The organism is Streptomyces sp. NPDC000410 (assembly GCF_040300305.1).
Taxonomy (GTDB): domain Bacteria; phylum Actinomycetota; class Actinomycetes; order Streptomycetales; family Streptomycetaceae; genus Streptomyces.
In genome coordinates this window covers 1-23,174 of sequence record NZ_JBEPDM010000046.1, presented here as the reverse complement: position 1 = coordinate 23,174, position 23,174 = coordinate 1, and the positions used below count along the sequence as shown (strand labels likewise).

At 72.6% G+C, this 23,174-nt stretch carries 19 protein-coding genes; 7 read left to right on the top strand and 12 right to left on the bottom strand.

What is annotated here, in order from left to right; all coding sequences use genetic code 11:
* Positions 1–159: 159 nt before the first annotated feature.
* From ABT342_RS30790 to ABT342_RS30765, 6 genes are all read right to left on the bottom strand, one after another.
* Entirely contained in the window at positions 160–3,765 is a 3,606-nt protein-coding gene (locus tag ABT342_RS30790) for a hydantoinase B/oxoprolinase family protein (protein ID WP_351581137.1), read from the bottom strand.
* Positions 3,762–4,739, bottom strand: a complete 978-nt coding sequence (locus ABT342_RS30785; RefSeq protein ID WP_351581187.1) for an SGNH/GDSL hydrolase family protein — start codon at positions 4,737–4,739, stop codon at positions 3,762–3,764. The genes ABT342_RS30790 and ABT342_RS30785 overlap by 4 nt, the downstream gene beginning before the upstream one ends.
* A gap of 344 nt (positions 4,740–5,083) precedes the next feature.
* Entirely contained in the window at positions 5,084–6,310 is a 1,227-nt protein-coding gene (locus ABT342_RS30780) for a glycosyltransferase (protein WP_351581135.1), read from the bottom strand.
* On the bottom strand, positions 6,307–7,434 hold the full coding sequence (locus ABT342_RS30775; protein WP_351581133.1) for a glycosyltransferase family 4 protein: 1,128 nt from the start codon (positions 7,432–7,434) through the stop codon (positions 6,307–6,309). Before ABT342_RS30775 ends, ABT342_RS30780 begins: the two co-directional genes overlap by 4 nt.
* Positions 7,435–7,674: 240 nt before the next feature.
* Positions 7,675–9,093 (bottom strand): HEAT repeat domain-containing protein, encoded by a 1,419-nt coding sequence (locus ABT342_RS30770; protein ID WP_351581131.1) that lies wholly within the window; start codon positions 9,091–9,093, stop codon positions 7,675–7,677.
* A gap of 219 nt (positions 9,094–9,312) precedes the next feature.
* Entirely contained in the window at positions 9,313–9,732 is a 420-nt protein-coding gene (locus tag ABT342_RS30765) for an ankyrin repeat domain-containing protein (RefSeq protein ID WP_351581129.1), read from the bottom strand.
* Positions 9,733–9,933: 201 nt separating this feature from the next.
* Between ABT342_RS30765 and ABT342_RS30760 the strand changes: the two genes are divergently transcribed.
* Together ABT342_RS30760 and ABT342_RS30755 are read left to right on the top strand one after the other, a co-directional pair.
* On the top strand, positions 9,934–10,128 hold the full coding sequence (locus ABT342_RS30760; protein WP_351224353.1) for a hypothetical protein: 195 nt from the start codon (positions 9,934–9,936) through the stop codon (positions 10,126–10,128).
* A gap of 45 nt (positions 10,129–10,173) precedes the next feature.
* Positions 10,174–11,787, top strand: a complete 1,614-nt coding sequence (locus tag ABT342_RS30755; RefSeq protein ID WP_351581127.1) for a hypothetical protein — start codon at positions 10,174–10,176, stop codon at positions 11,785–11,787.
* A 50-nt stretch (positions 11,788–11,837) separates the two neighbouring features.
* Here the strand turns inward: ABT342_RS30755 and ABT342_RS30750 are convergent, their stop codons facing one another.
* The gene (locus ABT342_RS30750; protein ID WP_351581126.1) at positions 11,838–13,337 is read right to left on the bottom strand and encodes an SCO1417 family PLP biosynthesis transcription factor; all 1,500 of its coding nucleotides are present in this window, start codon (positions 13,335–13,337) and stop codon (positions 11,838–11,840) included.
* Between the two features lie 30 nt (positions 13,338–13,367).
* On the opposite strand from ABT342_RS30750, the gene yczE reads away from it, so the two are divergent.
* The 4 genes from yczE to ABT342_RS30730 all read left to right on the top strand — a co-directional run bounded on the left by yczE (position 13,368) and on the right by ABT342_RS30730 (position 16,907).
* Positions 13,368–14,096 carry a membrane protein YczE gene (yczE, locus tag ABT342_RS30745; RefSeq protein WP_502965643.1) on the top strand — a complete coding sequence of 243 codons (729 nt, stop codon included), beginning with the start codon at positions 13,368–13,370 and terminating at the stop codon, positions 14,094–14,096.
* Positions 14,093–14,866: a glycerophosphodiester phosphodiesterase family protein gene (locus tag ABT342_RS30740; RefSeq protein ID WP_351581123.1), complete on the top strand. Its 774-nt coding sequence runs from the start codon at positions 14,093–14,095 to the stop codon at positions 14,864–14,866. Before yczE ends, ABT342_RS30740 begins: the two co-directional genes overlap by 4 nt.
* 55 nt (positions 14,867–14,921) lie before the next feature.
* A complete protein-coding gene (locus tag ABT342_RS30735) occupies positions 14,922–16,277 on the top strand; it encodes an MFS transporter (protein ID WP_351581121.1) in 1,356 nt (451 codons plus the stop codon).
* Positions 16,278–16,532: 255 nt separating this feature from the next.
* Positions 16,533–16,907, top strand: a complete 375-nt coding sequence (locus tag ABT342_RS30730) for an RNA polymerase-binding protein RbpA (RefSeq protein WP_114243432.1) — start codon at positions 16,533–16,535, stop codon at positions 16,905–16,907.
* 296 nt (positions 16,908–17,203) lie between these two features.
* Here the strand turns inward: ABT342_RS30730 and fxsA are convergent, their stop codons facing one another.
* The 4 genes from fxsA to ABT342_RS30710 all read right to left on the bottom strand — a co-directional run bounded on the left by fxsA (position 17,204) and on the right by ABT342_RS30710 (position 21,285).
* Complete coding sequence (gene fxsA, locus ABT342_RS30725) at positions 17,204–17,767, bottom strand: FxsA family membrane protein (protein ID WP_351581118.1); 564 nt, start codon at positions 17,765–17,767, stop codon at positions 17,204–17,206.
* Positions 17,768–17,841: 74 nt separating this feature from the next.
* Positions 17,842–18,609 (bottom strand): polyprenol monophosphomannose synthase, encoded by a 768-nt coding sequence (locus ABT342_RS30720; RefSeq protein ID WP_351581116.1) that lies wholly within the window; start codon positions 18,607–18,609, stop codon positions 17,842–17,844.
* A gap of 602 nt (positions 18,610–19,211) precedes the next feature.
* Entirely contained in the window at positions 19,212–20,834 is a 1,623-nt protein-coding gene (locus ABT342_RS30715) for an amidohydrolase (RefSeq protein WP_351581114.1), read from the bottom strand.
* Between the two features lie 10 nt (positions 20,835–20,844).
* On the bottom strand, positions 20,845–21,285 hold the full coding sequence (locus ABT342_RS30710; protein ID WP_351581112.1) for an Lrp/AsnC family transcriptional regulator: 441 nt from the start codon (positions 21,283–21,285) through the stop codon (positions 20,845–20,847).
* A 282-nt stretch (positions 21,286–21,567) separates the two neighbouring features.
* On the opposite strand from ABT342_RS30710, the gene ABT342_RS30705 reads away from it, so the two are divergent.
* The gene (locus ABT342_RS30705) at positions 21,568–21,963 is read left to right on the top strand and encodes a hypothetical protein (protein ID WP_351581110.1); all 396 of its coding nucleotides are present in this window, start codon (positions 21,568–21,570) and stop codon (positions 21,961–21,963) included.
* Positions 21,964–21,973: 10 nt separating this feature from the next.
* On the opposite strand, the gene ABT342_RS30700 is transcribed toward ABT342_RS30705, so the two are convergent.
* Positions 21,974–23,050: a phosphotransferase family protein gene (locus ABT342_RS30700; RefSeq protein ID WP_351581108.1), complete on the bottom strand. Its 1,077-nt coding sequence runs from the start codon at positions 23,048–23,050 to the stop codon at positions 21,974–21,976.
* Between the last annotated feature and the right edge of the window lie 124 nt (positions 23,051–23,174).

The window sequence follows — 23,174 nt, the reverse complement described above, 5'->3', positions numbered from 1 at the left end:
CCCGCCCCTTCCCGAACTGGGGGCAAGCCCCCAGGCCCCGATTGCGGGGCTCCGCCCCGAACCCCGCGCCTCAAACGCAGGCGGGGCTGGAGGGTGGGTGCTCCGCCCCCGGACCCCGCGCCCAAGCTCCGACGGGGCTGGTTTTCGGGGCCCCGCGCGTCAATCGCCCGCCGGGCCGGGTTGCCCGTACCCGCCCCCTCCCGGGGTGCGAACCACCAGGACGTCGTCCGGGGCCACGTCCACCGTGTCGACTCCTTTCAGCTCCTCCACCGTGCCGTCGGCGCGTTCGAGCGCGTTCTCGCCGAGGGCGCCCGGGGCGCCGCCCGCCAGGCCGTACGGGGGGACGCGGCGGTGGCCGGTCAGGAGGGCCACGGTCATGGGCTCCAGGAAGCGGAGGCGGCGCACGACACCGTGGCCGCCGCGCCAGCGGCCCGCGCCGCCGCTGGCGTCGCGCACCGAGAACGCGTCGACCCGCACCGGGTAGCGCCACTCCAGGATCTCGGGGTCGGTGAGGCGGGAATTGGTCATATGGGTCTGGACGGCGTCGCAACCGTCGAAGCCGTCGCCCGCGCCGGAGCCGCTCGCGACGGTCTCGTAGTACTGCACGCGGTCGTTGCCGAAGGTGACGTTGTTCATCGTGCCGGAGCCCTCCGCCTGCACGCCGAGCGCGGCGTACAGGGCTCCGGTGACGGCCTGGGAGGTCTCGACGTTGCCCGCGACCGTCGCCGCCGGATAGACGGGCGCGAGCATCGAGCCGTCGGGCACACGGACCTCCAGCGGCTCCAGGCAGCCGCTGTTCAAGGGGATGTCGTCGGCGACGAGCGTCCGGAAGACGTACAGGACCGCGGCCATGACGACCGACTTGGGCGCGTTGAAGTTGCCCGGCTGCTGCGGCGACGTACCGGTGAAGTCGAGAACCGCGCCGCGTGCCTCGCGGTCCACCCGCAGAGCGACCTCGATGACGGCGCCGCCGTCCGTCTCGTAACGGCAGGAGCCGTCGCTGAGCCCGGCGACGATACGGCGTACGGACTCCTCCGCGTTGTTCCGTACGTGCCCCATATAGGCCTGCACGACGTCCAGGCCGAACTCCTCGACCATACGGCCGAGTTCGGCGATGCCCTTCTCGTTGGCGGCGATCTGCGCGCGCAGGTCCGCGATGTTGGTGTCGGGATCCCGGGATGGATAGGGGGCTCCGGTGAGCAGCTCCCGCGTCTCCGCCTCCCGCAGTCGGCCGTCGCGCACCAGCAGCCAGTTGTCGAAGAGGACGCCTTCCTCCTCGATGGTGCGGCTGAACGCCGGCATGGAGCCGGGCGTGATACCGCCGATCTCGGCGTGATGGCCGCGCGAGGCGACGAGGAAGCGCAGCTCGCCGTCCCCGAACACGGGAGTCACCACGGTCACGTCCGGCAGATGCGTGCCACCGTGATACGGGTCGTTGATCGCGTACACGTCACCGGGGCGCAGCTCACCGTCGTTGCGCCGCAGCACTTCCTTGATGGACTCGCCCATCGAGCCCAGATGCACGGGGATGTGCGGCGCGTTGGCGATCAGGTTGCCCTCGGCGTCGAAGAGCGCGCAGGAGAAGTCGAGCCGCTCCTTGATGTTGACGGAGTGGGCGGTGTTCTCCAGGCGTACGCCCATCTGCTCTGCGATCGCCATGAAGAGGTTGTTGAACACCTCGAGCAGCACCGGGTCGACATCGGTTCCGACGGCGCTGCGGCCGGGCCGGGGCCGTACGCGCGTCAGCAGCAGATGCCCGTCGGCGCTCGCGGCCGCCTGCCAGCCCTCGTCGACGACGGTCGTCGCGTCGGCCTCGGCGATGATGGCGGGCCCCTCGACCGTGTCCTCGGGGCGGAGGTCCTCCCTCCGGTACAGCGGGGTGTCCGTGCGGGAGCCGTCCACGAACATGCCCACGGTCGCCCTCGCCCGCGTCGCCGCACCATGGCCGGCCGCCTCGACGACGACCGGCCCGTGCGGGCCGGCCGCGCCCACCGCCTCGACCGACACCGCCTCCACGACGAGCGGTTTGTCCATCGTGAACGCGTACCGCGCCCGGTGCGCCGACTCGAACGCCTCCCGCATCTCCCCGAGCGGGCCGAGCGATACCGGAAGCGAGGCGTCCGTACCGGCGTACCGGACCAGCACCCGCACGCGCGTGCTGATCGCGTCGTCCGGGACGGCGTCGGCCCGCAGTTCCGCGCGGGTACGGGCGGCCAGCTCGTCGCACAGGGCCTCGACGCGCCCCAGCGTCGCCTCGCCCAGCTCCTCCTCCACCGACTGTTCGCGCATGGCGGTCGCGTCGGCGAGGCCGATGCCGTAGGCGGAGAGCACCCCGGCGAGTGGCGGTACGAGCACGGTGTCGATGCCGAGGGCGTCGGCGACCGCGCAGGCGTGCTGGCCGCCCGCGCCTCCGAAGCTGGTCAGGGCGTAGCGGGTGACGTCGTGGCCGCGCTGCACGGAGATCTTCTTCACGGCGTTCGCCATGTTCAGGACGGCGATCTCCAGGAAACCGGCGGCGACTTCCTCGGGGCTGCGTGCGGTGCCGGTGGCCTCGCCGATCTCCTCGGCGAGCCGCGCGAACCGCTCCCGTACGACGTCGGCGTCCAGCGGCTGGTCACCGTCCGGCCCGAAGACCGCCGGGAAGTGCGTGGGCTGGATGCGGCCGAGCATCACATTGGCGTCGGTGACGGTGAGCGGGCCGCCGCGCCGGTAGCAGGCGGGGCCGGGTACGGCGCCGGCCGAGTCGGGGCCGACGCGATAGCGCTGGCCGTCGAAGTGGAGGAGGGAACCGCCGCCCGCCGCGACGGTGTGGATGTTCATCATCGGCGCACGCATCCGCACGCCCGCCACCTGGGTGCCGAGTTCCCGCTCGAACTCCCCCGCGTAGTGCGACACGTCCGTGGAGGTGCCGCCCATGTCGAAGCCGATGACCCGGCCGAAACCGGCCTGCTCCGAGGTGCGGGCCATGCCGACGACGCCACCGGCGGGACCGGACAGCACGGCGTCCTTGCCGCGGAAGTGGGCGGCCTCGCGCAGTCCGCCGTTGGACTGCATGAACATCAGCCGGATGGAGCGGAGTTCCTCCGCCACGTCGTCCACGTACCGCCGCAGGATCGGCGAGAGGTACGCGTCCACGACGGTGGTGTCGCCGCGCGGTACGAGTTTGATCAGCGGGCTGACCTCGTGCGAGCAGCTGACCTGGGTGAAACCCAGGTCACGGGCGGCTTCGGCGACGGCGGTCTCGTGGTCGGGGCGGCGGTAGCCGTGCATGAGGACGACGGCGGCGCTGCGCACGCCGTCCCGGTGCGCGGCCGCCAACTGGTCTCTGACCCGGTCGATTTCGAGCGGGCGGACGATCTCGCCATGGGCGTCCACGCGCTCGGGGACCTCGATGACACGGTCGTACACGGCCTCGGGGAGGGTGATGCGCCGGTCGAAGATCCGGGGGCGGTTCTGGTACGCGATCCGCAACGCGTCGCGGAAGCCCTCGGTGATGACGAGCGCGGTCGGCTCGCCGCGCCGCTCCAGCAGGGCGTTGGTGGCGACGGTCGTGCCCATTTTGACGACGGCGATCCGGTCCGCCGGCACGGTGTCCTCGGGGCCGAGTCCGAGGAGCAGCCGGATGCCGGCGACGGCCGCGTCGCGGTAGCGCTCCGGGTTGTGGGAGAGCAGCTTGCGGGTGACGAGACGCCCGTCGGGGCGTCTGCCGACGACGTCGGTGAAGGTCCCGCCACGGTCGATCCAGAATTCCCAGAGCCCGCTCATTCCCCCATTCTGGCAAGGGGCGGAAGGGGAGGGTCGAGAGACACGGAGCCGACAGGCACAGAGGTGAGAGACACAGAGGCGAGCGCGGAGGCGGGAGACACGGAGCCGGGAGACACGGAGGCCGGAGACACGGAGCCGGGAGACACGGAGGCCGGAGACACGGAGGCGAGCGCTGAGGACAGCGCGTTCTCTGCGATGAGGTCGAGACGGGCGCTGGTGCCGCGGGCCCAGTGCCGTACCTCCGATCCGGCCATCCCCAGCAGCTGGGGCAGCAGGTCCGTACAGCGGCGCGCCACCCAGCCGGTGCCGGCCGTGGCGAGCCACACCGCCTTGGCGACCCGGCCCGGCGCGGGCTGGCGTGGTTCGACTCCGGGCTCCGGTCCGAGGCGGAGGCCCTCCGCCGTGAGCAGCTCGTGGAAACGGGCGGCGATCATGCGGTGACCGCGCTCACCGGGGTGGAGCCGGTCCGCGCTCCACATGGAACGGTCCGCGACCCAGGCGGCGTCGGCCATGTGCAGGTGCACGGCTCCGTAACGCTCGGAGAGCGCGTGCACGACGGCGTTGACGGCCCGCTGCCTGCGCGCGAGGGGGCGGGCGAGCGGCAGGGGCAGCCCGAGCATCGCTCCCGGTTCGGGCAGACAGGCCGTCAGCAGCCGGGTGCCGTGGGCGGCCAGCGCGGCGCAGACGCTGTCGAGGCGTACGGCGAGGTCCCGTATGTCGAAGGTGCAGCGGAGCGTGTCGTTGACGCCGACGACGACGGAGGCGATGTCGGGTGCGTACGCGACGGCCTCGGGTGTCTGGCGGTCGGCGACGTCGCGGGTGAGGGCGCCGCTGACGGCGAAGTTCCGGAATTCCGCTGGTCTTTCGTCGCTCCCGAGCCCCGCCGCGAGGAGCGCGGCCCACCCGCGCCAGGCCCCGTCGACCCGGTCGCCGACGCCTTCGGTGAGGGAGTCCCCGAGGGCGGCGAAGCGCAAAGGGCGTACGGGGGCCCGCCCGGCGGAGAGCCCGTGGTCCTGTGGCGCTCCGGGCGGCGCCAGGGCCTGCTCGGCGCCGCCGGACCGGGCGCCGGGGTGGCATGCCGCCGCACCGTCCCGCAGGTCGCCTCCGGCGCTGGAGCCGCACGTGGCTCCCGCCGCGGCGGGGGCCGTGGCCGGCCCGGCGGCGGCCCTCGCATGCCCGAGGGAGCCGGCGGACGCCAGGGCAGCGCTGCCCCGCCCTTCGCCGGTGACGGCGGCGACCGTCACGCGACCACCAGGCGCACCTGGACCGTCGTCGGGCGCCACGCCGGATGTGCGGTCGTGCGGGCTCAGGTGCGGTGTCATGCCACGGCCTCCGGGTGCCCCGGTATGCGGGCGGGGGCGTCGTGGGCGGCGAGGAAAGAGGCGACCGCGCGGTCCCAGCCGAAGAGTTCCGCGCGGGCGCGGGCGGCCGCGCGGCGGGCGGGTTCGGGGCGGGAGAGGAGGTCGCGGACCGCGTCCGCGAAGGCCGTGGGGGTGTCCGCGGCCGCGATGCCCGCTTCGCCGACGACCTCGGGCAGCGCCGAGGAGGCACTGCACACGACGGGGGTGCCACACGCCAGGGCCTCCAGGGCGGACAGCCCGAAGGTCTCGGCCGGTCCCGGTGCCAGGCAGATGTCCGCGGCCGCCTGCAGATCCGCGAGGGCCTCACGGTCGGCGACGTGCCCGAGGAAACGGACCGGCAGCCGGGAGTCCTGCGCCCGCCGGGTCAGCCCGCTGCGCAGCGGCCCCTCGCCCGCGACGACCAGCGCCGCGCGTACGCCGTTCTCGCGCAGCGTGGCGAGGGCGTCGAGCGCCAGGGCCGGACGCTTCTCCACGGACAGCCGTGAGCAGAGCAGCAGCAGGACCTCGGCGCCCTCGGTGTGGCGGGCGCGCAGCGCATTGCTGCGCCGGCCGGGCCGACACCGGTCCAGTTCGACACCGAGCGGCGCGCGGACCACGTTGCTCGCGCCTATCCGGATGAACTCGCGTTCCGCCCATTCCGTCGTGCACACGATCTTCGAGTACGACCAGGCGCTGCGCCGGTTGAGCCGGTCCGCGGTGCGCTCGGCGAACGCGCCGGGCGCCCCCCAGGTACGCAGCACACCGTCGGCGGTCTCGTGGGAGACCATCACCGACGGGATCCGGCGGCGCCGCGCCCACTCGCCGGTCCATCTGAGCGTCGTCCGGTCGGAGACCTCCAGGCGGTCGGGGGCGAGCTCCTCCAGCAGCGTGCGCAGGCGGGTGCGGCGGGCGAGGACCCGGTAGCCGCCGGTGCCGGGCAGTACGGGCCCGGGAAGCGTGATGACCCGCCCCTGGGAGGTCATCTCGTCGCTTTCCGTGTCGCCGGGTATGACGAGCACCGGGTCGTGTCCGGCTGCCAGATAGCCGCGGCCCAGCTCCCGCAGAGCCGTACGGAGTCCTCCGGAGGCGGGCGTCACGAAGTTCGCGAGCCGGACGATACGGAGCCCGGTGCGGGGCTCGGTGCTCGGACCAGTGCTCGGACCAGTGCTCGGGCCGGTGCTCGGGCCGGTGTGTGCTCCGCTCATGCCGCCACCGCCGTACGCTCGCGCAGCACCTCGGCGTAGTGGTCGAGGAGCTGGTCGCCGACGGCGGCCCAGGTCCGGCCCTCGACCGTGTCCCGCCCGGTCCGCCCGTACGCCTGCCTGCGCGCCGGGTCCGCCGCCAGCGCGGCCACCGCGTCCCGTACCTCGCGCGCGTCGTGCGGCGGAACGAGCAGTCCGGTGCGGCCGTGGTCGACGAGGTCCAGCGGTCCGCCGGCGGCCGGCGCGATCACCGGCAGCCCGCTCGCCATGGCTTCCTGCACGGTCTGGCAGAACGTCTCGTACGGTCCGGTGTGCGCGAACACGTCGAACGAGGCGAAGATCCGGGCGAGGTCGTCCCCGGTGCGGCGGCCGAGGAACACGGCGTCCGGCAGGGCCGTGCGCAGGGACGCCTCGCTCGGCCCGTCGCCGACGACCACGACCCGTACGTTCGGCAGCCCGCAGGCGCCTTCGAGCAGCTCGACGCACTTCTCGGGTGCGAGCCGGCCGACGTACCCGACGATCGTCTCGCCGTTCGGGGCGAGCTCGCGGCGCAGGGCCTCGTCGCGCAGCTGTGGCCTGAAGCGTGCCGTGTCCACGCCACGCGGCCACAGCCGCACCCGGGGCACCCCGTGCTCCTCCAGGTCCCGCACGGCGGCGCTGGACGGCGCGAGGGTGCGGTCGGCGGCGCTGTGCACGGTCCGGATCCGGCGCCAGGCGGTGGCCTCGCCCGCGCCCATGTACGTACGGGCGTATCCGGCGAGGTCGGTCTGGTACACGGCGACGGCGGGCAGCCCGAGCCGCGCCGCGACGGCCATGCCCCGCACTCCCAGCACGAACGGGCTGGCCAGATGGACCACGTCGGCGCGGTGCGCGGTGACCGCGGCGGCGACGCGCCGACTGGGCAACGCGACGCGCACCTGCGGGTAGCCGGGCAACGGCAGTGACGGCACGCGCACCACGGGGCAGGGTGCGTCGGTCTCGGGCCGTCCGGCGACCGGCGCGGTGGCCGGGGCGATGACGAGGGGGTCGTGGCCGCGGGCGGCGAGGTGCCGGGCGGTTTGCAGGGCGCAGTGCGCCACACCATTGACGTCTGGCGGGAAGGATTCGGTGACGATGACGACACGCATACGGGTGTTGTCGTCGGGCCGGGGGTGGTGCGGCCAACGTGGATCTTTCCGCCCGGGGAACGTCCCATGAGCGTTTGCCTCACGGCGCGGCCGACGGCTACGGGGCGCTGGCCGCCGGGGCCGGGGGCGGTGCGGGTGGGGGCGCCTGCGGCGGGCCACGCGGCGGAGCCGCACATCGATGCTGCTCCCCACCCGCACCGCCCCGGGCCCGGGGCAAGCCCCCGTGCGGTGCGTGCCGTGTCAGCGGGGCTGGGCGTCCGGGCCGATGCGGCTGCGGACCGCCGTCTGGACCTCGGCCTCCTCGGCCGGGTCGGCCGCGAGCCGGCGGAGGCGTTCGGCGACGCGCGCGTCGCGGGTTTCGGCGTGGAGCGCGGCGACCTCCCTCGTCGTCTCCTCGCAGTCCCACAGGCACTCGACGGCGAAGCCGGTGGCGAAGGAGGGGTCGGTCGTGGCCAGGGCACGTGCCGTGCGGCCGCGTAGCTGTGAGGACGTGGTCTCTCGGTAGATGTGGCGCAGGACGGGCGCCGCGCAGGCGATGCCGAGGCGGCCTGCCCCGTCGACGAGGGTCCACAGGAGCGGGGCGTCGGGACCGTCCGCGCGGACGGTCTCGCGGAGTGCCCCGAGGACGAGTTCGGCGTCCTGGGCGCCGCCGCGGCAGGCGAGGACGCCCGCGGCGGACGCGCCGAGCGCATCGGGCCGGTGGACCCAGCCGCGCGCCCGGTCGACGGCGGCTTCGCCGCACATACGCTCGAACGCGGCGACGGCGGCCTCGGAGACCGTGCGGGACGCGTCGGCCGCCGCGGACTCGATCAGATCCAGCACGACGGGGTCCTGGGCCTCGGCCAGATAGTGCAGGGCGGCGCCGCGCGCGCCGTCGGGCCCCCGGCGGGCCGTGTCGACGATCAACGGAAGGTCGCCGGGCCCTGCCACCGCGGTGAGGCAGCGGGCGGCCGGCACGTGCAGCACGCTGCCGCGCTCCAGGCCCTGCTGGGCCCAGTCGAAGACGGCCTGGACGCTCCAGCCGGGGCGCGGCCCGCTCGGCCGCATCTGTCGTTGCCAGCGGTCGAAGGAGCCGCGTTCCTGGGCGGCGCGCACCCGCGCGCCGACCGCGTCCCGCTGGTCCTCGGCCCAGAGCCGCCACGGCCTTGGCTCGAAGGCGTCGCGTACGGCCACGGCCAGCTCGGCGTCACCCTCGGCGGAGGCCGGGAAGCGGGCCAGCACGGGCGCCGCCAGCGAGCGCAGTCCGCTGTCGTCGTCGCGCAGGGCGAGCTCGTCCAGGGCCCAGGCCCAGTTGGATCCCTCGGCGGCGTACCGCCGCAGCAGGAGGAGGGCGTCGTCGCGCCCGTACGAAGCGAGGTGGCCGAGTACCGAGAGCGCGAGCCCGGTCCTCGACTCGTCCGTGTCGAACACGTCCTCGGCCCGGAAGAGGTGGGCCTCGATCTCGTCGAGCCCGCCGTGCAGGTCCAGGTAGAGGCGTGCGTAGTAGAGGGAGCGGTTCTCCACCTGCCAGTCGTGGCGGGGGTCGCTCAGCACACAGTGGTTGAGGGCCGCGAGGGCGTCGGCGCGTGGCGCGGCGAGCGCGTGCAGCGTGCCGTCGCCGCGGCCCCTCTGCAGCAGACCGAGCAGGGTGCCGCTCGGCGCTATGACTGGTTCGAACATGGAAAGTGCCTCACATCAAGCTGTCGACGCAACCGGGGGTGTGTTCGCCTAGGCCGCGCAGCAACATGATCGGCTGCCCGTCGTCTTCCGCCTGATGAAGTCCATCTTCCTCTGCCTCTCGTCGGTGGCCCCTTGCGGGCCCGACGTCATGATGACCCAGCCATTTCGTCACCGCGACCACATTTACGGTGCCGCTCTCACCTGGCGTTCAACACCCGTTCACCGGGCGCCGAACAGCTCCAGGAGGTCTGTCTTCCCAAACATCCGCGCGGTATCCACCGCAGACGGAGTTCCCGCCTCCGGATCGGCGCCGCCGCCCAGCAGAACCCGGATCACCGCGTCCTCGCCCTTGAAGACGGCACCCGCGAGCGGGGTCTGGCCGCGGTCGTTGGCCCGGTCCGCGTCGGCACCCCGGGCGAGCAGGGCCGCCACCGCCTCGGCGTGGCCGTGGTAGGCGGCGAGCATCACCAGCGAGTCGCCCTTGTCATTGGTGAGGTTCGCCGGAACACCGGCGTCCACGTACGCGGCGAGCGCCTCCGCGTCCCCCTGGCGCGCCAGCTCGAAGATCTTGGTCGCGAGCTCGATCACCTCGGGATCCGGGGCTTCCCGGGTCTCCGGGGATTCCGGGGTTTCACTCATCGGACTGACCGCCTTTCACTGCGTTGACCTGGTGCTGCGACAGGTTACTCGGAACGCCTCACTCCGCAGACGGCAAGCCGGAATCGGCCAGTCAAGTGAAAACGCCGTCCTTTCACCCATTTGCACCTTTTATCGCATAGATACTTCCTGTGAGCCTGGAAGAACTCATGGTGACTGTCCCCTCAACCAGGAGAACGACTCATGATCCTGTCCATGTCAGGCGTCGTGCTGCTCGGCATCATCGTCTTCCTCTTCTTCAAGAAGGACGGACTCAAGGCCTCGCACGCGCTCGTCAGCGCACTCTTCGGCTTCTACCTCGCGGGCACCGCCATCGCCCCGAGCATCACGGCAGGAGGCGCGAGCCTCGCCAGCCTCCTGGGCGGGATCAAGTTCTGACGACCGTCCCAGCTCCCACCCCTTCCACAACTCCAGGAGACCGATGTGGCGCGGCGACCCCTTCCCCGCATTCTGAGCAACGGCAGCGATCGGATCGCTCGCAGCCGGGAGATCGCGCGGACGGCCGCCGACAGCGCCACCGACGTGCTCCACCCACTGATCACCATCACCCGCGGACTGCGGCTGCTGGCCGCGGCCGGGCGGCGCAAGTGGGCCGACACGCCAAAGGAACGGCGTGGCCCCAGTCTCTTCCTGGCCGCGGCCTGCGTGCTGGTGGTCGCCCTCGTCCCGTACGGACCGCTGCTCGCCCTGATCTCGTTGATGGGGCTGGCCGCGTGGACGGGACGGCAACGCACGACCGCGCGGACCGGGCCCGACGAAGCGGAGCTGGCGCGGCTGCGCGCGCTGTACGAGGCGCTCGTACCGTACTTCTCCGTGCCCGAGGACCCGGATCCGCTCTACGCCCACGGCGGGGAGTGGGCGAAGGCGTTCAGTGACCCCGAGTTCGACGGTGACGGGCGGCTGACGCGGCTGCGGGTGCGCTACCCGGCGTACTTCACCGACGCGGAGGCCGACGCGCGCTCCCGTGTCGAGCAGCTGCTGCACACCAAGTCGGGCCGGGGCCGCGAATATCTCTTCGACTGGGACGAGGAGGGCAACCAGCTCGTCCTGAGCGTGCTGCCCGCCCTGCCCACCACGATCGCCGCGCAGCGCTTCGTGATCGCTCCCGGCGAGACGGTGCTCGGCTTCACGGACGCGGACGCCGTGCAGCGCACGGTGCCGGTCGTCGACGGCGGCGAGACCAGGGACGCGGCGCCGGTGGTGTGGCGCACCGGTCCCCGCTCGACGGAACCCCATCTGCTCATCGCCGGCCAGCCCGGCAGCGGTACGACGACCCTGCTGCGCTCCCTCGCCCTCCAGGCGCTGCCGCACGGCGACGTGCTGATCGTCGAGGGCAGCGGCACCGGCGAATTCGCCTGCCTCGCGGAGCGCAGCGGCGTACTGGCCGTCGAATGTGTGCTCTCCGGGGCGCTGGCCAGCCTGGAGTGGGCGGCACACGAGACCGAGCGGCGGCTCACCGCCGCGAACCGGGCGCGGCAGGCGGGGCATCCCACCCCCGAGGACACCCGGCGTCCCCTGTGGATCCTGCTCGACCGGCCCAGCGTGTTCAGCCACCTCGCCGCCGTCGACGGGCGGACCGATCCGCTGCAGCTGCTCCAGGTGCCCCTGCGGCACGGGCGCGCGGTGGGGGTGACGGTGGTCGTCACCGAGCAGTTCGACAGTCTGGACGTCCTGAACGAGACGGTACGTCCCCACCTCCGCGCACGCGTCGTACTGGGCCCCGCCTCCCCGGACCGGATCTCGTCGGTGCTGGGCACGCCCCCGCACACGACCCCGAGGCCGGACGTCCCGCCGGGCAGGGGATACGCGCGGCTGGGCACGGGGGCGGTGCTGCGGCTTCAGGTGCCGGCGACGCCGGACCCGTACGACGACGTGGCCTCCGAGGCCCACCGGCAGGCGGTCCTGGCCCTCCTCCCTGACCGCGCCGACGACACCGCCACCGCCACACCCACCGAGGCCCTTCCGGCCACCGACCCCGACCCGCGCCCGCACACGAACCCGCGCCCGGCCAAGACCGCGGTCCCGGCCGAGAGCTGACCGCGGAGAGCCGACCGGTGAGCGGAAGGCACCTCAGGCCACGACTCCCCTCAGGCCACGAACGTGCGCGGCGCCTCCGTCCCCGTCGTCGCGCCCGTCTCCACCAGACGCGCCGCCGACGCCAGACGGAGCGCCGCCTCGTCCGCCACCGGGCCGCCCACGGTGAAGGGGAGGCGGACGTAACCCTCGAAGGCGCCGTCGACACCGAAACGCGGGCCGGAGGGCACCCGCACCCCCACCCGCTCACCGACCTCCGCGAGGCGGGAACCCGAGAGGCCGCCCGCGCGGACCCACAGGGTCAGGCCGCCGTGCGGCACGGTGAACTCCCAGCCGGGCAGCTCACGGCGCACGGCCGCCACCAGGGCGTCGCGGTTCTCCCGGGCCTGGGCGCGGCGCACGGCCACCGCCGCGTCCCACCCCTCCGTCCGCATCAGCCAGTTGACGCCCAGCTGCTCCAGGACCGGCGTGCCCAGGTCGGCGTACGCGCGCGCGGCGACGAGCGAACGGATGACGTCCGGAGCGGCGCGCACCCACCCGATGCGCATGCCCGCCCAGAAGGCCTTGCTGGCGGACCCGACCGTCAGGACGGTCGACCCGGCGGGGTCGAAGGCGCACACGGGGCGCGGCATGTCGACGTCCTCGTCGAGGCAGAGCTCGGACATCGTCTCGTCCACGACGAGCACGGTGCCGGCGGACCGGGCCGCGTCCACGAGCGCCCGCCGCTGGTGCTCGTCGGCCAGCGCGCCCGTCGGGTTGTGGAAGTCGGCGACGACGTACGCGAGGCGCGGCGCCGCGTCCCGCAGGACCTGCCGCCAGCGGGGCATGTCCCAGCCCTCGAGCTCATCGGCCATGGCCACGGGCACGAGCCGCGCCCCGGCCTCCCGCATCAGCTGCAGGATGTTGGCGTACGAAGGCGACTCGACCGCGATGCGTTCACCGCGTCCGGCGAACAGATGGCAGATCGCGTCGATCGCGCCCATCGCGCCCGTGGTCACCATGATCTGCTCGGGCATCGTCGGGATGCCCCGCTCGGTGTACCGGTCCGCGAGCATCTGGCGCAGCGTCGGCAGGCCCGCCGGATAGTCCCCGTGGGTGTGCGCGTACGGAGGCAGCTCCTCCAGGGCACCCTGGAATGCCCGGGTGAGCCACGGCTCGGGCGCGGGCAGCGCGGCGCAGCCGAGGTCGATCATCGAGCCGAGCGACTCCGGCGGCAGCGGCTCCAGGCCGCGCGCCGGAAGCGGGTTGCCCGCCGGGACGGCGGTCCAGCTGCCGGCGCCCCTGCGGGACTCCAGGAACCCTTCGGCGCGCAGGGCCTCGTACGCGGCCGCCACGGTCGTACGGCTGACGGCCAGCGACACGGCGAGTTCACGCTCGGCCGGGAGCCGGGCGGCGACCGGCACCCGGCCTTCGAGGACGAGCAGCCGGATACCGTCCGCCAGCGCGCGGTAGGCGGGCGGCTTGCGCGTGCCGGGGCCGACGGGCCGGGACTGCTGTCCGCCCAGCTGCCGGGCGAGCTGCGCCGCTCCGACCGCCGAAGTCCACTGCGCCATGGAAGTCAGTCCACCTTTGTCGAATTGGCCATGGTTGCGTTCCGTTTCCCAGCCACAGAGTGTCATGCGTCAGTCCACTCGCACCAGTCCGCTCACGCCACCGAGGGGCCCCACGTGTCCACACTGTTCCGCCGGCTCCTGCACCTCTACCTCGGGCTCGCGCTGTACGGCGCGAGCTCCGCCCTCCTCATCCGCAGCGGACTCGGCCTCGAACCCTGGAACGTGCTGAACGAGGGCCTCGCCGAGCACACCGGACTGACCATCGGCGTCGTCTCGATCATCGTCGGCGCCCTCGTCCTGCTGCTCTGGATCCCCATGCGGCAGAAGCCGGGACTCGGCACGGTCTCCAATGTCTTCGTCATCGGCATCGCGATGGACGGCGCGCTCGCCGTCGTGCCCGACGTGCACGGTCTCGCCGCTCAGATCCCGGTGATGATCGCCGGGATCGTCCTCAACGGCGCCGCCACCGGCCTCTACATCTCCGCCCGCTTCGGGCCTGGCCCGCGCGACGGGCTGATGACGGGACTGCACCGGCTGACGGGCCGCTCGATCCGGCTGGTCCGTACGGCGATCGAGGTCGTCGTCGTGGCCACCGGCTTCCTGCTCGGCGGCACGGTCGGCGTCGGCACCGTCGCGTACGCCCTCGCCATCGGCCCGCTCGCCCAGCTGTTCCTGCGCGTGTTCGCCATCCCGGATGCGGGCGGCCGAAGCACGGTCGTCGCCGGGTCGTCACCCGAACAGGCCATACTGCGTTCGTGACTCGTGCATCCCACCCCAGGCACCCCTACCTGGACCACGCTCTCCCGATACCGTTCGCCCATCGCGGCGGCACGGCGGACGGGCTGGAGAACACGGCGGCCGCGTTCCGGCGCGCGGCGGCGACCGGCTACCGCTACTTCGAGACGGATGTGCACACGACCGCCGACGGGAGGCTGGTCGCCTTCCACGACCCGACGCTGGACCGGGTGACGGACGCGCGCGGCCGGATAGCCGAGCTGCCCTGGAGCGAGGTGAGCGCCGCCCGGGTGGCGGGCAGGGAGCCGCTGCCGCTGTTCGAGGAGCTGCTGGAGGAGTTCCCGCAGGCCCGCTGGAACGTGGACATCAAGGCCGAGGGCGCCCTGGAGCCGCTGGTGGATCTGGTGCGGCGGACGGCGGCCTGGGACCGGGTGTGCGTTGGTTCGTTCTCGGAGAGCCGCGTCGCGCGGGCGCACCGGCTGGCCGGTCCCCGGCTGGCGACGTCGTACGGCGTGCGCGGGGTGGTGGGGCTGCGGCTGCGCTCGTTCGGGATTCCGGCGGCGGTGCGGGCGGGCGCGGTGTGCGCGCAGGTTCCCGAGTCGCAGGGCGGGATCAGGGTGGTGGACCGGCGCTTCGTGCGGGAGGCCCACGCCCGCGGTCTTCAGGTGCACGTGTGGACCGTGAACGACCCGGATCGGATGGCCGCCCTCCTCGATCTCGGGGTGGATGGCATCATGACCGATCATCTGGAGATGTTGCGTACGGTGCTGACCGACCGGGGAGTCTGGGTCTGAACCTCGCGCGTCTCCTCACGGGGACGATCAACGGGGACGATCAAGGGGGCGCGGCGTGACCGCTGAGACCGCCGACCGGACCGACGGCACGGACGACGGCGCCGGGCGGCGTCGCGAGCAACGGGGCTGGTATTTCTACGACTTCGCGTGCTCGGTCTATTCGACGAGTGTCCTCACCGTCTTCCTCGGCCCGTATCTGACGTCGGTGGCGAAGGCCGCGGCGGACGCGGACGGTTTCGTCCATCCGCTCGGCATCCCGGTCCGGGCCGGTTCGGTGTTCCCGTACGCCGTCTCGGTCTCGATGGTGCTGGCGATTCTGGTGATGCCGCTCGCGGGCGCGGCGGCGGACCGGACGGGCCGCAAGAAGCCGCTCCTCGCGGTCTCGGCGTACCTCGGGGCGACGGCGACCGCGGGAATGTTCTTCCTCGACGGTGACCGGTATCTGCTGGGCGCGTTCCTGCTGATCGTCGCGAACGCGTCGCTGGCGGTCTCGATGGTCGTCTACAACGCCTATCTGCCGCAGATCTCCGCCCCCGAGGAGCGCGACGCGGTCTCGGCCCGGGGCTGGGCCTTCGGCTACACCTCGGGCGCGCTCGTCCTCGTACTCGATCTGGTCCTCTATACGGGCCACGACTCGTTCGGTCTGTCCGAGTCGGACGCGGTGCGGATCAGCCTTGCCTCGGCCGGGCTGTGGTGGGGCGCCTTCACGCTCGTACCGCTGCGCAGGCTGCGTGACCGGCGGGTGACGCAGACACGGGAGGGCGCGGTCGGCCCCGGGTGGAAGCAGTTGGTCGCGACGCTGAAGGACATGCGCCGCCACCCCCTGACGCTCTCGTTCCTGCTGGCGTATCTCGTCTACAACGACGGGGTGCAGACGGTGATTTCGCAGGCTTCGGTGTACGGCTCGGAGGAGCTGGGCCTGGATCAGACGACGCTGATCACGGCGGTGCTGCTGGTGCAGGTGCTGGCGGTGGCGGGCGCGCTGGGAATGGGGCGGCTCGCGCGCTCGTACGGGGCGAAGCGCACGATTCTCGGGTCGCTCGCGGCGTGGACGCTGATCCTCGCGGCCGGTTACTTCCTTCCGGCCGGGGCGCCGGTGTGGTTCTACGCGCTCGCCGCCGGGATCGGGCTGGTACTGGGCGGCAGCCAGGCGCTGTCGCGGTCGCTGTTCTCGCATCTGGTGCCGCGCGGGAAGGAGGCGGAGTACTTCTCGGTGTACGAGATGACCGACCGGGGGCTGAGCTGGCTGGGACCGCTGGTGTTCGGTCTGGCGTATCAGCTGTCGGGGAGCTACCGGGATGCGATCATCTCGCTGGTGATCTTCTTCGGACTCGGATTCGTACTGCTCGCGCGGGTCCCGGTGCGGCGCGCCGTGGCGGCCGCGGGGAACCCCGTACCCGAACGGATTTAGACGTTGAAGTGAAAGGCCGGTAGTGTACGCCTTTGGCCTGCCAGGCGGACCGTTACTGCGCGCTGAGGACATCAAAGCACTGGGTGACACTTTCTGCCAGATGTGACAAACCGGGCACTGGTGGGTACAACAAGGGGCGGCACGACGGGCGACGCATTACCCGCAACGGGAATCTTTACCGCCGACCGGACGTTGACCGGATGACGACGACAGCGACACCTGTCCTGTGGGCGACAAGCCCGGGAGGCACGATTCATGAGTGAGCGAGCTCTTCGCGGCACGCGCCTCGTGGTGACCAGCTACGAGACCGACCGCGGCATCGATCTGGCCCCGCGCCAGGCGGTGGAGTACGCATGCGAGAACGGACATCGCTTTGAGATGCCGTTCTCGGTAGAGGCGGAAATTCCACCGGAGTGGGAGTGCAAGGCGTGCGGCGCCATGGCGCTTCTGGTGGACGGGGATGGCCCCGAGGAGAAGAAGGGCAAGCCTGCGCGTACGCACTGGGACATGCTCATGGAGCGGCGCACCCGCGAGGAGCTCGAGGAGGTGCTGGCCGAGCGGCTGGCGGTCCTGCGCTCCGGAGCCATGAACATCGCGGTGCACCCGCGCGACAGCCGGAAGTCCGCGTAAGGACGCACCACACATAGTGAGCACAAGAAGCCGCGGGCTGCCGTACACGCACTGTGTACCGCAGCCCGCGGCTTGTTTGTCAGCCCCGGTCTGTGTCGGCCCGCGGCCTGTTGTGTCAGCCCTGGGCCTGCCGTGTCAGCCTGCGGCTTGTTGTGTCAGCCCTGGGCCTGCCGTGTCAGCCTGCGGCTTGTTGTGCCCGCCGTGTCGGCCCGCAGCTCGTCGCGGGCCGACACGCCCACGGCCTGTCGCGCCGACTCGCGCCGGCGGACCCGCCGCTCGGTGCGGTCGGAGAGCCGCTACGGGACCAGCGGGGGGCGCGGGCCGACGTCCTGGCCGCGCGGGCCTTGCGCGTCCTCGCGGATGACCTCGCCCTGAACGATCTTTCCGTCCGGCCGGTGGATACGGGCCTGCCGCAGGGCGTCTTCGAGGGAACCGGGATCCGTCTTCCCCATGCGCCGCTCCAGCGCCCTCCCCGTGAACCGCCCGAGCGCCGAGCGCACCGGCGGGACGAGCAGCAGCAGGCCGGCCGCGTCGGAGATCAGTCCCGGCAGCATCAGCAGCAGACCGCCGAGCATGAGGAAGCCGTTGCCGTCGCTCGAGCGCGCCGGCGTGGCGCCCGGCTGCTGCTGGAGGGTCTCGGTGAGGTTGCGGAAGGCACGCCGCCCGGCCCGCTTGATGACCACCACGCCCAGCACGCCGCCGCCCACCAGCAGGGCGAACACGGTGAGCCCGCCGGCCGCCTGGGCCACGACGGTCAGCAGCCAGACCTCCAGCACCAGCCAGGCGGCGATGCCGAGAGGAAGGAACGTACGGGCGCGGGAGCGCTTCGGGGCGGTCGGAGTCGTTACGCCGGTCGTCATGCCCCCAGTGTGCCTGGGCGGCCGCCGGAGTGGCGTAAAGAGGGGATGGGCGGCAGGAGGGGACGGGCAGCGGATCAGGAGGACTTGCGGCCGATGATGCGGCCGGCCCGCGCGCCGACGCCCCAGGCGGTGATCCGCCACAGAGCCTCCACGACGATGTCGCGGCTCATCTTGGAGTCCCCGAGCTCCCGCTCGACGAACGTGATGGGGACCTCGACGACATGGAAGCCCGCCTCGACGGCGCGGCGGGCGAGGTCCACCTGGAAGCAGTAGCCCTGCGAGGCGACGTCGTCGAGGCCGAGGCCTTCGAGGGTCTCCTTGCGGAAGGCGCGGAATCCGCCGGTGACGTCCCGGATCGGCACGCCGAGGAGCAGGCGCGAGTACGTGCTGCCGCCACGGGAGAGGAACTCCCGGTGCTTGGGCCAGTTGACCACGCGCCCGCCGGGCACCCAGCGGGAGCCGAGGACGAGATCGGCGCCCTTGAGCGCGGTGAGCAGCCGGGGCAGCTCCTCGGGCTGGTGGGAGCCGTCGGCGTCCATTTCGACGAGGACGCCGTAGCCCTGCTCGATACCCCAGCGGAAGCCCGCCAGGTAGGCGGCGCCCAGGCCTTCCTTGCCCTTGCGGTGCAGGACGTGGACCTGACCGTCCTCGGCGGCGAGTTCATCGGCGATCTTGCCGGTGCCGTCGGGGCTGTTGTCGTCGGCGACCAGGATGTCGGCCTGCGGCACGGCTGAGCGCACCCGGCCGACGATCGAGGCGATGTTCTCGGCCTCGTTGTAGGTCGGGATGATCACCAAGGCTCTGCCGAGCGGGCCGTACCGCCTCTGACCACCGTCGTTCACTTCTGCCCCTTAACGTCCGTTCGCAGGGACCACCATAGCGAGCCCCGGTGACCTTGCTGCCACGGCACGGACGGAAGCGGGAATCGAGGCCGGAAACCGGTGACCGAGGGGGACGAAACCGGGCGGAACCGGACCGCCGCAGCCGATCACCACACCGGCGCGCCGCATCGGGTTCGGGGTATCGGATCGGTTCGGGGCATCGGGTCGGGGCCCGGCGTCCTTCGGGCCGGACCGGCACCCGCTGGCTGCGGGTCGACCGAGTGCCGTTGTCTACTGAACGCCGGGCCCCACCCGGGTCACACCTTCCGGCCGGCCGAAACCTTCCCTCGCCCCCGAGGCGCGGGCGCTGAACCTGGCTCCCAGTGATGGTGCGCCGGTGCGGCGCACCACCCCATGACCCAGCGGCGTTCGACGACTGCGTGGACATTTCACCGGCCGTCCGTCCCGTGGTGGACTCGGCCGAACCTACCGGCCAGCGGCCGCATTCTGTCAACAGTCCTGTGAACTGCGACGATTGGCCGATTCGGCCGAGCGGCGAGGAAGATCCGCAGGTCGCGACCGAGCCGCCGCACCTTCGATCGGCGGTGCGAAATATCCCGATCTCACTCGTTCGGCCTTACGTAGACCGTTTGTCCGAAGACCACCGTGCGCAGGCAGACGGGAAGCGGATGCCCGGGGGTGAGATCGGGCAGACCGGGCGTACCCGAGCGCGGATCGGTGGACCAGCGGGCGACCCTGTCGTCGGGGGCCTGGACCACGAGTTCGTCGGTGCGCCAGATCGCGTAGTCCGCGGGAGCGCCGGGCACCAGCGTGCCCGCGTCGTCCCTGCCGACCGCCCGCCAGCCGCCGCGGGTGTGGGCGGTGAAGGCGGCCCGCACCGAGATCCGGTGCTCGGGCGTGCGATGGAAGGCGGCGGCGCGCACGGTGCCCCAGGGGTCGAGCGGGGTGACCGGACTGTCGGAGCCGAAGGCGAGCGGCACACCGGCGCGAAGGAGTGCGGCGTACGGGTTGAGAGTGCGGGCCCGCTCGATGCCCAGGCGCTGGGCGTACATGCCCGTGTCACCGCCCCAGGCCGCGTCGAAGGCGGGCTGTACGGAGGCGGTGAGGCCGTACTCGGCGAAGGCGGCGACGGTCTCCGGAGTGAGCATCTCGGCGTGCTCGACGCGGTGGCGGGCGGCTCGCACCCGGGCGAGGCCGAGGGCGGCCGCGGCTGCCTTCATGCCTTCGACGACATTGCTGATCGCGTGGTCGCCGATGGCGTGAAAACCGGCCTGGAGCCCGGCCTCGGTGCAGGCGGTGACATGGGCGGCGACGGCGGCCGCGTCGAGGTGGGCGGCTCCGGTGTGCGCGGCGTCCGCGTACGGCTCGTGCAGGCAGGCCGTGTGGGAGCCGAGCGAGCCGTCGGCGAAGAGGTCGCCCGCGGCGCCCACGGCGCCCAGCGCGCGGGCACGCTCCACGTCCGTGTCGGCCCAGTAGCCGACGACGCGCGGGCCGGGCCCTTCGGCGGCGCCCTTGAGGAGGCCGGTGAAGTCGTCCTCGGAGGAGATGTCGGGGCCACCGCACTCGTGGACGGTGCCGATGCCGAGGGAGGCCGCGTGCGCGAGGGCGGCGCGCTGGGCCTCGGCCCGCTGCTCGGGCGACACGGCGGCGTACGCGGCGGAGCGCACGGCGTGGTGGGCGTCCCCGGTCAGCGGCTCGCCGTCGCGGAAGCCGGTCATGGCGCGGGCGCCCGGCACGAGGTCGAGCAGGGCGGTCGTGACGACGGCCGAATGGACGTCGATCCGGGTGAGGTAGAGCGGGCGGCCGCCGGTGAGCTCGTCCAGCTCGTCGCGCCGGGGCGGCCGCTGCTCGGGCCAGCGGGAGGAGTCCCAGCCGTGCCCGATGAGGATGCGGTCGGCGGGCCGGGCCGCCGCGTACGCCCGGATGCGCCGCGCCGCCTCGGCGAGTGACGCGGCGCCGGACAGGTCGAGGCCGGTGAGGGCGAGACCGGTCGCCGTCGTGTGCACGTGGGCGTCCACGAACGCGGGGGTGACGAGGGCGCCTTCCAGATCCACGACCTCGTCCACACCGGAGGCGAAGGCGTCGGCCGCCCCCTCCGAGCCCACCCAGGCGACGTGCCCGCGCTCGACGACCATGGCGGTCGCGAAGGGGTCCGCGGGGCTGTGTACGTCACCGCCGCGCAGCAGCACGGTGCGGTGTTCGGCCTGGGGCGCGCTCTCACTCATGGAGAACAGCCTAGATTCGCGGCGGGCGCGCCTCGTACGGGGTCGAGAGGACGACAGTCGTACGGGTGGACACACCCGCGAGCGAGCGGATCTGGCCGAGCAGCTCCTCGAGCTGGATCGGGGTGGCGACCCTGACCTTGAGGATGTAGTTCTCGTCGCCGGCGACGCTGTGACAGGCCTCGATCTCGGGTACGCCGGCGAGCCGTTCGGCGATGTCGTCGGGCGCGCTGGGGTCGAACGGTTTCACGGAGATGAACGCCGTGAGCGGCAGCCCGACCTCCTCCGGGTCCACGACCGCGGCGTACCCGCGGATGACACCGCGCTGCTCCAGACGCCGCACGCGCTGATGCACCGCCGAGGTGGACAGGCCCGTGGCCTTGCCCAGGTCGGTGTAGCTCATGCGCCCGTCACTGACGAGCAACTCGACGATCTGACGATCCAGCTCCTCCATGCGGCTCAACCTATGCCTCCGGCTGGTCCGCGGCACAGTCGGCCGCATGCTGGACGCGCACCCGAAAGAGATCGGACGGGACCCGGGCGGACAACCGACAGTCACCCGGCGGGCACTCGACGGAAACCCGGCGGGCATCTGCGTCAGGCATGTGACGAACGCCACAGGCCATCGGCCGTGTCCATCGAGACCTCACGGTTACCTGCGGGGCGCGGAGGGAAGTGCTTGGTGTGGTCGAGGCCGCAAGTGCCTGGTCGGCCCCACCCGAGGGGGAGAATCTCCATGCAGAGTGTGAAGCGCACCGGACGTACTGAACCGGAGCCTGTTGATCTGGTCGAGACGCACGAGCTCGACGCCTACGACACCTTCGAGATGTACCGGGTGATCTGCCCGGACTGCGCGCAGCCGATCGCGCTGCTCGCCGACGAGGACGAACTGCCGGAGCACGCGCTGTGCCCGACGCCGTGGAACCCGTTCGTGCTGTCGGTCTGCGCCGGCACCGGCCGGCCCGCGGCGGACGCGCGTCCCGCCGATGAGTCGCTGGAGGTCCAGGAGCAGGACACCGCACTGCTGTTGACGCTCCCTCAGGGACTCGACTGGCGGACGCAGCCCTTCTCGCACGTCGGCGGTCCGGGCTCGCGTCCCATCAAGGTGCCCCAGATGCGACGGGCCGCCTGATCCTCGGCAGTTACCAGTACGTCCCCTGCACCATGGCGGCGAGGCTGTCGTGGTGCAGGATCATCCGGTCCGGGTTCTCCGGCACCTCCACCTCTTTGAAGTGCACCTGGCGGTAGGCCACGCGCAGCATCACGATGGCGTGCCGCAGGGCCGCGTAGAGGGTGTAGAACTCCATGTCGCGCGGTGTGTGGCCGGTCAGTTCGGCGTAGCGCCGCTCGATGCGGTCGCGGCGCAGGAAGTCCGGCAGGCCGGGCTGCCCGAAGCTGACGGTCAGGTCCTGGAAGAAGCGGTGCAGATAGACCGTCCAGCCGAGGTCGACCTCACGCGGGGCGAGCGCCGCCATCTCCCAGTCGAGTACGGCGGCGGGCGCGAAGCCGTCGTAGATGATGTTGCCGATGCGGGCGTCGCCCCAGTTGAGGACGGCGGGGCCCTCGTCGGCGGGCCAGTGTGCGGTCAGGTGGTCGAAGGCGCGCTCGATGAGCGGTGAGCGCGGAAGTCCGTCCACGACCCAGGCGTAGTAGTCGCGTTGGGACTCGACGTGTGCGCGCAGGGCGCTGCGGCTCCGGTCGGGCGACGGCACCGGGTACTGGTCGTGCAGGCGGGCGATGAGGGAGACCGTCGACTCTTCGAGTGCGGCGCGTTCGGCGTCGGTCGCGGAGTGCAGCCAATTCCCCTCGTACGTATAGGGCATGACGTCGGGCGGTACGCGGCCGTCGACACGCTCCATGACGAAGAACGGCGCCCCGAGCGGCCCCGGGTCCTCCTCCAGCCACAGCACACGCGGCACGGGCAGGTCCGTGTGGCGGGCGACATCGCGCATGGTCTCGTACTGCCGGCGCAGGTCGTAGACGGGGAAGATCGTGTACGCGGCGGGGTCGGCGGCGAGGCGCAACGCGCAGGCGCGCAGGGGTGGTTCGGGGTGGTCGATGTCGAAGAGCAGCGTCTCGCTGGACATGCCGTTGGACTCGGGCACGCGGAAGTCCACGACCTTGGCCCCTGGCAGCCGGTCGCCGAGCCAGGCGGTCAGCCGCTGTGCGAGCTCTTCGGGGTCGCGGGTGGTGGTGCGGGGGCGGGGTGCGGTTGCCATGACGGCGGCTCCTTCGGGCGGGGGGGCGGGGCGGGGGGGCCGCGAGGGCGCGACGCTGGCGGCCCACGCCCTCCTCCGTGCCCAGCCAGGTCACCGCCTCCGCGCGGGTGAGGGCGCCGACCTC

Excerpts from the sequence above, each read along its gene's own strand:
- ABT342_RS30760 (WP_351224353.1), top strand. The coding sequence starts at position 9,934 with ATGATCCTGTCCATGTCAGGCGTCGTGCTGCTCGGCATCATCGTCTTC.
- ABT342_RS30730 (WP_114243432.1), top strand. The coding sequence starts at position 16,533 with ATGAGTGAGCGAGCTCTTCGCGGCACGCGCCTCGTGGTGACCAGCTAC.
- ABT342_RS30750 (WP_351581126.1), bottom strand. The coding sequence starts at position 13,337 with ATGGCGCAGTGGACTTCGGCGGTCGGAGCGGCGCAGCTCGCCCGGCAG.
- ABT342_RS30710 (WP_351581112.1), bottom strand. The coding sequence starts at position 21,285 with ATGGAGGAGCTGGATCGTCAGATCGTCGAGTTGCTCGTCAGTGACGGG.
- ABT342_RS30780 (WP_351581135.1), bottom strand. The coding sequence starts at position 6,310 with ATGAGCGGAGCACACACCGGCCCGAGCACCGGCCCGAGCACTGGTCCG.
- ABT342_RS30775 (WP_351581133.1), bottom strand. The coding sequence starts at position 7,434 with ATGCGTGTCGTCATCGTCACCGAATCCTTCCCGCCAGACGTCAATGGT.
- ABT342_RS30715 (WP_351581114.1), bottom strand. The coding sequence starts at position 20,834 with ATGAGTGAGAGCGCGCCCCAGGCCGAACACCGCACCGTGCTGCTGCGC.
- ABT342_RS30790 (WP_351581137.1), bottom strand. The coding sequence starts at position 3,765 with ATGAGCGGGCTCTGGGAATTCTGGATCGACCGTGGCGGGACCTTCACC.
- ABT342_RS30765 (WP_351581129.1), bottom strand. The coding sequence starts at position 9,732 with ATGAGTGAAACCCCGGAATCCCCGGAGACCCGGGAAGCCCCGGATCCC.
- yczE (WP_502965643.1), top strand. The coding sequence starts at position 13,368 with ATGGTTGCGTTCCGTTTCCCAGCCACAGAGTGTCATGCGTCAGTCCAC.
- ABT342_RS30770 (WP_351581131.1), bottom strand. The coding sequence starts at position 9,093 with ATGTTCGAACCAGTCATAGCGCCGAGCGGCACCCTGCTCGGTCTGCTG.
- fxsA (WP_351581118.1), bottom strand. The coding sequence starts at position 17,767 with ATGACGACCGGCGTAACGACTCCGACCGCCCCGAAGCGCTCCCGCGCC.
- ABT342_RS30700 (WP_351581108.1), bottom strand. The coding sequence starts at position 23,050 with ATGGCAACCGCACCCCGCCCCCGCACCACCACCCGCGACCCCGAAGAG.
- ABT342_RS30705 (WP_351581110.1), top strand. The coding sequence starts at position 21,568 with ATGCAGAGTGTGAAGCGCACCGGACGTACTGAACCGGAGCCTGTTGAT.